Here is a 9,826-nt window from a genome sequence, read left to right as displayed (position 1 = left end):
GACTAATTGTTCACTGCCGCATAGGCAGCTTAGAAAATATCATTCGGAGTATTGGCAAATGATAAGCTGTTCACTGCCGCATAGGCAGCTTAGAAAGCCATGATCAAAGGCAAAAATTTTATTGTCTCGTTCACTGCCGCATAGGCAGCTTAGAAAGTTTCCTCAATCACCTGTGTTGCCCCACTTCCTGTTCACTGCCGCATAGGCAGCTTAGAAAATCTCCACGAAGCGCTTAAACGCGCTCTCTTAGTTCACTGCCGCATAGGCAGCTTAGAAAGCGCCGAATATGATCCCACGTATGCAGTAAAGGTTCACTGCCGCATAGGCAGCTTAGAAATAGCAAGGCTATGAAAAACTTGGGTTTTTTGGGTTAACTGCCGCATAGGCAGCTTAGAAATGATGTAAGTGATTCTTTTAGTGAGTTAATTGGTTCACTGCCGCATAGGCAGCTTAGAAAAGTGGCTACAGATCTGAACGTTGAATGTCGAAGTTCACTGCCGCATAGGCAGCTTAGAAATTATGTTAGCAATATTGCTAAATATGGAAAAAGTTCACTGCCGCATAGGCAGCTTAGAAAATAAAATCAGTGAATATCCTGAAAAGCAATTTGTTCACTGCCGCATAGGCAGCTTAGAAATTGTCCTGTAGGCTGACCAGTTTCAGGGTCTAGTTCACTGCCGCATAGGCAGCTTAGAAAAGCTAGAAATAAAACATGGGTAGAGCGTGGGATGTTCACTGCCGCTTAGGCGGCTTCACCCCTTACTTCTTCTGATCATGCATAATTTCATAAGACTGCGCTCTCAATAAATCTTCTTTAGTACCAAATGTACTGTTACGAAGTTGGTTAATTGATTTCTGTTTGTTTGCATCATCCACGTCACTTTGCAAAATTCGCTGGCGCTCTGAAAGATAATGATTAACCTGCTTTTGCCAGACAGCTTCTTCATGATCAACTTTTTCTAAACGATCAGCAGCTTCTGGCCCCAATAAACTTTCGCGCATATTCCGCAACTCTTGCGCTGATCCACCTTTCGCTTGAATCTCTTGGGTTAATTGCTGTAATTCAGAAAATTGCATTGAAACTCTCACACCATCTGCCATCGTCTCGGGTAAATGATCAATCATCTTCGCCAACTCCATTGCCTTTTGCTGCGTGGTTAAACTCTTATTGGCGTGAATGCGCATTTGATCAATACTAAACTGATTCAGACTTCTTTCATTCCCAAAAAATGCTTGAATTTCAGCCTCATTAAAAAACTGTTGTTGTAACTTCGCCATTTGATCAATGATATTTTGAAACTTATCAATTTCATCGCTTTTAAAATGAGTACTGGTTCTAAGGTTCTTCAAGCTATGAGTATAGGCCACATATTGATCAAGTAAATAGCTTGCATAACTTGCAGCCATTTCAGGTAAAGTTGCGCTTAAGTATTGTCGAATATCTAAAATAAGCTCAGGTTTGGTCTTTTCTCCCAAACTCGAAAAGAAATAATCAAAACAACTGCGAATACCAACAGTTAAAATCAACTTCCCTTTTGCATCAACTTGAATCGGACAATCAATTTGAGTGCCCTGTAAAGACGGCGCAAGCGTAGGCATTTTCCCTGTCTTACTTTCATTCTCACCATTTGGCAGAATATTATTTTTCATCAAGCTTTGAGTATGCAGATCATTTTGACTACTTTGATCTTGAACTGAGGGTTTAAAAGCCCAGTAAATTAGAGCCAATATAATAAATAAACACGCAACACTTACTAAAATTATTGTCTTATTATTTAAAAACTTGGCACTCATATTCCGTTACTCTATTTTCTAATTAATTATTGAATCCGTGTTAAATCAAGGGAGTAAATCCATTACTCCCTTGATCATATTTTTAAAGGTTTTGGTTTTTCAAGCGGTTAGCATGGAGACGAAATGGTGTCACAGGATTTTGTAGAAAACCCACTAGCCCTAAGACCTGATTGACTTCATCTAAATGATTAAATGCATAGTTATCACGTATTACTGTGCCCAAATGGCTTGAACAACGAGGAACGAGACCATCACTTTCACCCGGTATTATTAATGATGTCGCAGTTAATGCATAATCCATCGGATCTAAAGCATTGGTAAATGGACTTGTTCCACTCCATGAATAGTATCGCACCCCATTACTTGCAAGCTCCGTACCTGATCCGCAGGCTGTTGTTGGTACACCTGCTGGGAAGCGTTGATTAAAATCAGCAGATCCAGCCGTCGTTAGTGAGTTAAGCCCTGCCAACGCATCTTGGTCATAATAATTACCAGAACCGATACCAATCAATGCACCAAATGCATCCACCGCCGCTGCAATCACAGGAGTTGCTGCAGGGCCAACTGGAGATTGAGTAAAGGCATATACTGCATCAGCAACATCTGAACCTTTAACTGGACCTCCAACTGCTGTAACAGATGCAACTCTATTCGGTAATAAACCTGCCACATATCGAATCGAATGTGTACCATGGCTATGTCCGATCAAGTTCACTTTATCGGCACCTGTAATCGCTAGAACCTGTTTGGTTTGGAGTAATAGCTGCTCACCACGAACTTCTGACGAGTTAAAGGATGCTTGCTGTGCCACAAAGACATTTGCACCATTTCCAACCAAGTCTTCTGTAATCCCGTGCCAGTATTGCATTGGGCCAACAGCCGAAAAACCAGCCATCCCATGTGCTAACAAAATAGGATATTTGGTTTTTGCATAGTCAGATGTCACCCTTGCACTTCCGCCAACGGAACAGGAGTTCACATTACAATTTTGCCATGATGCTTTTGGTGATAGAAAATCGAATAAACCAGCATGAACAACAGATCCGCTACTCACCAGCATGCCAGCCATCAAAGTCATAGCGTTTAGATATTTTTTTTTCACGTTTTTGCTCCAAGCATTTTTCATTTTTATAACAACAATATCGTCTTTAAACTTTGTATAAGGAATCATTCCAAATCTACAAAAGACTTGCGAAAGTATACTCGCAAGAAATATTGTGTGATTTTTAGACTAAAACAAACTGCGCCAAAATCATAACATCACGCGCCAATTTTTTTATTAAGTTACAAAATTCCGATGAGTGTACATTTTGAAATTACGTGTGCTACATTATTTTCATATTAAATCAAATCAGCTTTCAAAAGGAATTTGAGTAGCGTTATGAGTATTCCTCGCCATCTTCATCAGCATTTCATTAGTAGTTCTTATGCTCACTTGATTAGTGAAGTCGTCTCACAGTGGGATATCACTGTTGCAGAGTTGTTTTGGGGCACTGGTGTTGAAATAGAAAAACTAAACGATCTGAATTATAAAATTAGTCTTTCTTCATTTAAAAAAGTGATTGCGCGCTCGATTGAACTCACCAAAGAACATGGTCTTGGTTTCTTCGCAGGCCGTCAATTAAAAATTAGCTCACATGGTTTGCTTGGTTTTACAGTCGCAATCTCAAAAAATCCGCTGGATGCTATTGAAACCATCAATCAATTTGTCAGTTTGCAATGTTCATTTGTTGAGTTAAGTTTTAACATCGAGCAAGAACGCGCCTATTACCATATTATTTATGACGGTACTGCGATTGATTTTGATGATCGTGCTGACTTACAAGCATATGAGTTTAGCTGTGTTTTCTTTTTGACGGGTTTTGTATATTTGGTCAGATTTTTCATTCCAAGCTTCAAACCGAGTATAGATTTACAGTGTAAATATCCAGAATATTTTTCTCGTTTTGAAGAGATACTAAGCTCGACTTTTGAACAAATCCGCTTCGAGCAACCTCGTACCTGCTTAATTACCTCTACTCAGCTTTTAGAAATGCCCTTGAGCATGTCAGACCCACTCACTTCCGAAAAATTTAAGCTTCTTTGTCAAAAAGAATTAGATGATTTAGCGACAACACAAGATATCCTATATCGCGTCAAACAATTAATTGATGATGAAATTGAAGGCTTGTTAAGCATTGATCAAGTTGCAAAAAAATTAAATCTTACCAAGCGAACCTTACAACGGATGTTGCAAGAAAAAAATATAAGCTTCCAAATCCTTTATGATGATGTTCGCAAGTCAAAAGCTCAAAAATTGCTCCTGAACCCTTTTATCACCAAAGATGACGTCGCAAAAAAACTGGGGTATTCGTCTATATCAAGTTTTAACCGCGCTTTCAAACGTTGGGATATTGAATAATAAGCAAAAAGCGATGGAGTTGCTAACGCCATCGCTTCTGATCGCACTCATCACAATTTAAAGATTATTTTACCGCTTGTGCATAGCGCTCATTGACTTTATTCCAATTCACGACGCTCCAAAAAGCGTTGGTATAGTCTGCTCTACGGTTTTGATATTTCAAATAATACGCATGTTCCCAAACATCTAAACCAAGCAAAGGTTGACCTTTCTTCTCAGTAATATCCATCAATGGGTTATCTTGGTTTGGGGTTGAAGTAACTTCTAATTTGCCTTGTGGGTTTACAATTAACCATGCCCAACCTGAGCCAAAACGACTGGTCGCTGCTTGATTAAATTGTTCTTGAAAGGCTTTGAATGAACCAAAATCTTGATTAATTTGCTTTAATAACTTGGCATTTGCCTTCCCTGTTTTATTGGTTGGCGCTAAGCTTTCCCAAAAGAAAGCATGGTTAAAATGCCCACCACCATTATTACGAACGGCTGCGTTGTATTTAGAAATCTGCTGTTGGATCTGCTCTACACTTAATTTATCCAGTTCAGGATACGTCTTGATCTGAGCATTTAAATTATCGACATATGCTTTGTGATGTTTACCATAGTGAATTTCCATCGTTTGCTGATCAATGGCAGGCTCTAAAGCATTACTTTTGTAGGGTAACGGTGCTTGTGTGAAATCTGCAAAAGCAGACATACTCAAGCTCGAACACACAACCAAAGCCAATAAACCTTTGTTCAGATATCGCATTATTTAAATCCAATTTGATAATAGTTTTCATTATCAATATATAAGTAAATCATGCATGCGTCAAAATAGGCTACAAACGGATACATTAAAACGATCAAAAAGTTGAAAAGTACAGTGCTATTTGACTGCACCTTTCAGACCTATTCAGTTACTTCGCTGCCATACGAATCGCGCCATCTAAGCGAATCACTTCACCATTGAGATATGAGTTCTCAGCAATATGAACCACTAAGCGCGCAAATTCTTCAGGACGACCCAAACGTGATGGATAAGGCACCATTTGCCCTAACGCATCTTGGACATTTTGTGGTAAGCCTTTGAGCATTGGCGTTTCCATAATGCCTGGTGCAACAGTCATCACGCGAATCGCATGACGTGCCAATTCACGCGCAAGTGGTAAGGTCATCGCCACCACAGCCCCTTTAGATGCCGAATAAGCGGCTTGACCAATTTGACCATCAAAAGCCGCAACCGAAGCTGTATTCACAATCACACCTCGATCTTCGTCACCGTCCTCGACGGTATTTTTGCTCATCGCATCTGCTGCAAAGCGAAGCATATTAAAGGTCCCTGTGACATTGATATGCAAAACTTTTGAGAACATAGCGAGATCATGTACCCCTTCTTTTCCGATTACTTTTGCCGATGGCCCAATCCCTGCACAGTTAATTAAACCGTGCAAACTGCCATACTTTTCAAGTAGCTCTTTAAAAAACTGCTCTGCGGCTTGTTCGTCAGTGACATCTAGTTTTACAAACTGCGCTTTTTCGCCCAAAGCCTGCGCTTGTTGCTCTCCAACTTCGGCATTCATATCCACCAAGGTAACAGAAGCACCCTTTTCAACGAGATATTCAGCAGTTGCAGCACCTAGACCTGAACCACCACCTGTAATAACAAAGTGCTTTCCTTGAATTTTCATTTACTTTTCCTATCAAATTAAAGTGATATATTTTTATAACAGAGAGTAAAGACAACTTTTTTCCGATACAATTCCAAAAAGTAACAAATGTGATGCAACTTTTGAGCATTCAACCGATTTATCCTCCTATTGTTTCTGTCGCATATGAGCCTAAACCCAAGTCTTGATCTTCATTCCACTAAAGATACAATTTCGAATGCACTGATTCGTGAAGCAGTGAGCGTCGCTGCAAGTCGTGGTTTGAATATTGTACAGATTGCCAATCGCGCTGGCATTTCATCTGAGTTATTAACATCAACGAAAGCCCGTATTCCTGTCACACAGTGTGCACAATTATGGGTAGAACTTGCTGAAAGCATGAATGACGAATTCTTAGGAATGGATACGCATCCAATGCGCCGAGGAAGTTATAAATTATTGGCCAAACTGGCATTTAATACCGAAACATTAGAACAAGCGATTAAAGAAATTCTGAGATTTTTAGCGCTAGTGCTTGATGATATTCAAGCTGAACTTATTCAACAAGACGATAAAGCGTATTTAATATTACATGATCGTGAACAACCTAAACGCATGTTCACTTACTCCACATACTTAATGTTAGTGCATAGTTTAATGTGTTGGTTAAGTGATCAACGCATTAACTTTCACAAAATGACATTCAAATGTCATCAGCCTGTAGAAATACAGGACTATCGTGTCCGTTTTTGTGAAAATATTCAATTTAATGCTGAACAAAACAGAATTGAATTTGATGCTCATTATCTCAAACATAAAATTAAGAAAGATAAAAATGCCTTAAAGGATTTTCTAAAACATACACCTTATAATCTGATTGTACGTTTTAAGAATGAAAATTCTTTAAGTTTGCAAATCCGTCGTCAACTGCTCGTACAAGCACCTTCTCAGTGGGCTGAGCTGAAAGATTTTGCACAACAATTGAATATGTCGACTGCAACGATTCAACGCCGCTTAAAACAAGAAGGTGTCAGTTATCAACAGCTTAAAAATGATATTCGTTGTGATATTGCGATTGAAAGATTAAGTAAAACTAATGATTCAATTCAAAGCATCAGCGATGATCTTAATTTCCATGACCCCAGTGCCTTTCACCGCGCATTTAAAAAATGGAGTGGCGTAAGTCCCGGTAGTTATAGGAAATCATCTCCGAGTAAACAAAATTTTCTCGGTCATTTAGAGTAGTAAATGGAGTTTAATGATGTTCTTACCTGAAATTTTTGTGGAAAAAGATCTTGAGAAGTTATACGCACTCATTCAAGACTATCCTTTTGCAACGTTGATTAGTCATAGTGCTGAAGGTGTAGAAGCCAATCATTTGCCGTTTAAGTTATTACTCGACAAAGAAAGTGATACTGCTGTTTTAATCGCGCATATCGCCAAGGGCAACCCTCTACATACACAAATTGAGAACAACACAGACGTCCTCGTTATTTTCCAGGGTGAACAAGGTTATATCTCGCCTAACTGGTATCCAACCAAGCAGCAACATCATCAACATGTACCGACATGGAATTATCAAGTTGTGCATATCAAAGGAAAGATTAACTTTTTACATGATGAAAAGTCTTTGCGAGGAATTCTGGCAAAACTCACCCGTACGCATGAGGCCAAACAAGCCAAACCTTGGAAAATGTCAGATGCACCAAGCGAATATATTGCCGAAGAGTTGAAAGGGATTATTGGAATTGAGATCCAAATTGAAAAAATTACCGGTAAATTCAAGCTTAGTCAAAATCGTGAGAAAATTGATGCTTTAGGCGTTGTTGCTGGTTTAGAACAACAAGGCGAGCAAGGTTTAGCTAAAGCCGTTCAGCAATATATTGAAGATTAAGACAGCTTTTGTCCTAAGCTGACTCGATCATTACCACCATAATCTTTGATCGTTTCGATTTCGCTAAAACCGAACTGTTCAAAGATTTCACGTACTGCTTGTCCTTGATCATAACCATGTTCAAGGACAATCCATCCTTTAGCCTTGAGCCAGCTTTTCCCTTGAGAAATGATGATCTCAATATCCGCTAGCCCATGCTGATCTGCAACTAATGCACGTTCAGGTTCTGACTTGAGCTTTTGCATATGCACATCATCAGGATCGATATAAGGCGGATTTGATACAATTAAATCAAACTTTTGCGCGTCTAGAGCATCGAACCAAGCCCCACAAGCAAATTTAACTTGAGTTAAGCCATGTCGAACCGCATTTTCTTTAGCAACATCTAATGTCGGTTGATAAATATCGGTTGCTGTCACTGACCATTGTGGCCGTTCACTCGCGAGGGCTAAAGCAATTGCCCCTGTTCCTGTGCCCAAATCAACCATGTTAATATCCCGAGCAAGCTCTAAGTTCAACACAGTTTCAACGAGTATTTCAGTATCTGGACGAGGAACTAAAGTGTCATATGTCACTTTTAAATCTAAAGTCCAAAATGGTTGTGAACCGATGACATACGCGAGTGGTTCACCCTGTGAAATTCGAGCAAGCCCCGCGAGGTAAGTTTGCTCTTGAATTTCAGTCAATTCTTGTTCAAGCCTTAGTTTTAATTCTAAAGAACTGACACCTAAAAGATGTTCAAGTAGCCATGCTGCTTCTTGACGTTCATAGCTATCAATTTCGCCATTCATCTCTAAAGCTTGAGCAATATTCATTAGCCGCCATTTTCCTGCGCCAGCATAGCTAACTGATCTGCTTGATATTCGCGATGTAAACTATCTAGTAATTCTGTCAAATCACCCTCCATAATCGCATCCAACTTATATAAAGTTAGATTGATACGGTGATCTGTCATACGACCTTGTGAATAGTTATAGGTACGGATACGTTCTGAACGATCACCCGATCCAACTAAATCACGACGCATTTCAGAGGTTGCTGTTTCTTGAGCTTGGCGTTTTGCATTTTCCAATCGAGATACCAGTAGCGCCATCGCTTTGGCTTTGTTCTTATGTTGAGAGCGCTCTTCTTGGCACTCAACCACGACACCCGACGGAATATGGGTAATACGCACAGCGGAGTCAGTTTTATTAATATGCTGACCACCTGCGCCTGATGCACGGTATGTATCAATACGTAAATCTGAGGCATTGATTTCAACTGTGGTATCGACATCGACTTCTGGCAGAATGGCAACCGTACACGCTGAAGTGTGTACACGACCTTGAGATTCGGTTGCAGGAACACGTTGTACACGATGCGCACCACTTTCAAACTTCAAACGACCATATACGCCATCACCATCAATACGGCAGATCACTTCTTTATAGCCGCCATGCTCACCTTCATTTTCTGAAAGCACTTCAATACGCCAGCCTTGTGTTTCAGCAAATTTACTATACATACGGAACAAATCACCCGAGAAGATCGCGGCTTCATCCCCACCTGTACCAGCACGAACCTCTAGATATGCTGAATTGGCGTCATTTGGATCTTTAGGAATCATCAGAACATTGAGTTGTTCTTCTAATTCAGCCAAAAGCGCCTTATTGGCTTTAATCTCTTCTTCTGCCATGTCTTTGAAATCTGGATCAGACTTCATCATTTCTGCGGTTTCAATATCTTCTTCAGCTTGACGATATTTACCCCAAACTTCGGTAATTTCTGATAAATCACTATGTTCACGAGACAGTTTACGGAAACGTTTATTGTCTGATATCACTTCTACATCAGCAAGCAATGCAGTCAGCTCTTCATGACGATCACAAAGTTGATCTAGTCTTAAACGGAGTGATGCTTTCATGGGCGAAATATCTCAAAATCTAAAGGCTCAGCGCTTATCAAGTTGATAAGGCATAAGCAAAATCAAAAAATTGCGCATAGTTTACAGATTCTACTGATTAAAAGACATAGAGAAGCCCCGTAACTTACGATTCCATCATCATTTCATCACAAATTGTTCTGCTTTGGTTTTCATGACTTGTTCTAATTGCCGATCTCATATATAAAAAA

9 protein-coding genes and 1 CRISPR repeat array are annotated in these 9,826 nt (G+C 39.7%); of the genes, 3 read left to right on the top strand and 6 right to left on the bottom strand.

Going from position 1 to position 9,826, the window contains the following annotated elements; all coding sequences use genetic code 11:
- Window positions 1-8: 8 nt before the first annotated feature.
- Window positions 9-697: direct repeats of the CRISPR family, unit length 28 nt; unit sequence GTTCACTGCCGCATAGGCAGCTTAGAAA.
- 62 nt (window positions 698-759) lie between these two features.
- On the bottom strand, window positions 760-1,794 hold the full coding sequence (locus tag F991_RS09010; RefSeq protein ID WP_004670697.1) for a lipase secretion chaperone: 1,035 nt from the start codon (window positions 1,792-1,794) through the stop codon (window positions 760-762).
- Window positions 1,795-1,876: 82 nt separating this feature from the next.
- The gene (locus F991_RS09005; protein ID WP_004670696.1) at window positions 1,877-2,896 is read right to left on the bottom strand and encodes a lipase family alpha/beta hydrolase; all 1,020 of its coding nucleotides are present in this window, start codon (window positions 2,894-2,896) and stop codon (window positions 1,877-1,879) included.
- Window positions 2,897-3,175: 279 nt separating this feature from the next.
- Between F991_RS09005 and F991_RS09000 the strand changes: the two genes are divergently transcribed.
- Window positions 3,176-4,195 (top strand): AraC family transcriptional regulator, encoded by a 1,020-nt coding sequence (locus F991_RS09000; RefSeq protein WP_004670695.1) that lies wholly within the window; start codon window positions 3,176-3,178, stop codon window positions 4,193-4,195.
- Window positions 4,196-4,259: 64 nt separating this feature from the next.
- On the opposite strand, the gene F991_RS08995 is transcribed toward F991_RS09000, so the two are convergent.
- Window positions 4,260-4,943: a superoxide dismutase gene (locus tag F991_RS08995; RefSeq protein WP_004670694.1), complete on the bottom strand. Its 684-nt coding sequence runs from the start codon at window positions 4,941-4,943 to the stop codon at window positions 4,260-4,262.
- 148 nt (window positions 4,944-5,091) lie between these two features.
- A complete protein-coding gene (locus tag F991_RS08990; protein ID WP_004670693.1) occupies window positions 5,092-5,862 on the bottom strand; it encodes a 3-hydroxyacyl-CoA dehydrogenase in 771 nt (256 codons plus the stop codon).
- Window positions 5,863-6,006: 144 nt separating this feature from the next.
- On the opposite strand from F991_RS08990, the gene F991_RS08985 reads away from it, so the two are divergent.
- The gene (locus tag F991_RS08985; RefSeq protein WP_004670692.1) at window positions 6,007-7,065 is read left to right on the top strand and encodes an AraC family transcriptional regulator; all 1,059 of its coding nucleotides are present in this window, start codon (window positions 6,007-6,009) and stop codon (window positions 7,063-7,065) included.
- A gap of 16 nt (window positions 7,066-7,081) precedes the next feature.
- Complete coding sequence (locus F991_RS08980; protein ID WP_004670691.1) at window positions 7,082-7,714, top strand: FMN-binding negative transcriptional regulator; 633 nt, start codon at window positions 7,082-7,084, stop codon at window positions 7,712-7,714.
- Here the strand turns inward: F991_RS08980 and prmC are convergent.
- The gene (gene prmC / locus F991_RS08975; protein ID WP_004670690.1) at window positions 7,711-8,529 is read right to left on the bottom strand and encodes a peptide chain release factor N(5)-glutamine methyltransferase; all 819 of its coding nucleotides are present in this window, start codon (window positions 8,527-8,529) and stop codon (window positions 7,711-7,713) included. The genes F991_RS08980 and prmC overlap by 4 nt on opposite strands.
- Window positions 8,529-9,617, bottom strand: coding sequence for a peptide chain release factor 1 (gene prfA, locus F991_RS08970; RefSeq protein ID WP_004670689.1), 1,089 nt, complete (start codon window positions 9,615-9,617; stop codon window positions 8,529-8,531). Before prfA ends, prmC begins: the two co-directional genes overlap by 1 nt.
- Window positions 9,618-9,826: the final 209 nt, after the last annotated feature.

It is taken from the genome of Acinetobacter sp. CIP-A165 (genome assembly GCF_000367985.1).
Lineage (GTDB): Bacteria > Pseudomonadota > Gammaproteobacteria > Pseudomonadales > Moraxellaceae > Acinetobacter.
This window is presented reverse-complemented; position numbering and strand designations above follow the sequence as displayed.

Excerpts from the sequence above, each read along its gene's own strand:
- F991_RS09010 (WP_004670697.1), bottom strand. The coding sequence starts at position 1,794 with ATGAGTGCCAAGTTTTTAAATAATAAGACAATAATTTTAGTAAGTGTT.
- F991_RS09000 (WP_004670695.1), top strand. The coding sequence starts at position 3,176 with ATGAGTATTCCTCGCCATCTTCATCAGCATTTCATTAGTAGTTCTTAT.
- F991_RS08995 (WP_004670694.1), bottom strand. The coding sequence starts at position 4,943 with ATGCGATATCTGAACAAAGGTTTATTGGCTTTGGTTGTGTGTTCGAGC.
- F991_RS08990 (WP_004670693.1), bottom strand. The coding sequence starts at position 5,862 with ATGAAAATTCAAGGAAAGCACTTTGTTATTACAGGTGGTGGTTCAGGT.
- F991_RS08985 (WP_004670692.1), top strand. The coding sequence starts at position 6,007 with ATGAGCCTAAACCCAAGTCTTGATCTTCATTCCACTAAAGATACAATT.
- F991_RS08980 (WP_004670691.1), top strand. The coding sequence starts at position 7,082 with ATGTTCTTACCTGAAATTTTTGTGGAAAAAGATCTTGAGAAGTTATAC.
- prmC (WP_004670690.1), bottom strand. The coding sequence starts at position 8,529 with ATGAATATTGCTCAAGCTTTAGAGATGAATGGCGAAATTGATAGCTAT.
- prfA (WP_004670689.1), bottom strand. The coding sequence starts at position 9,617 with ATGAAAGCATCACTCCGTTTAAGACTAGATCAACTTTGTGATCGTCAT.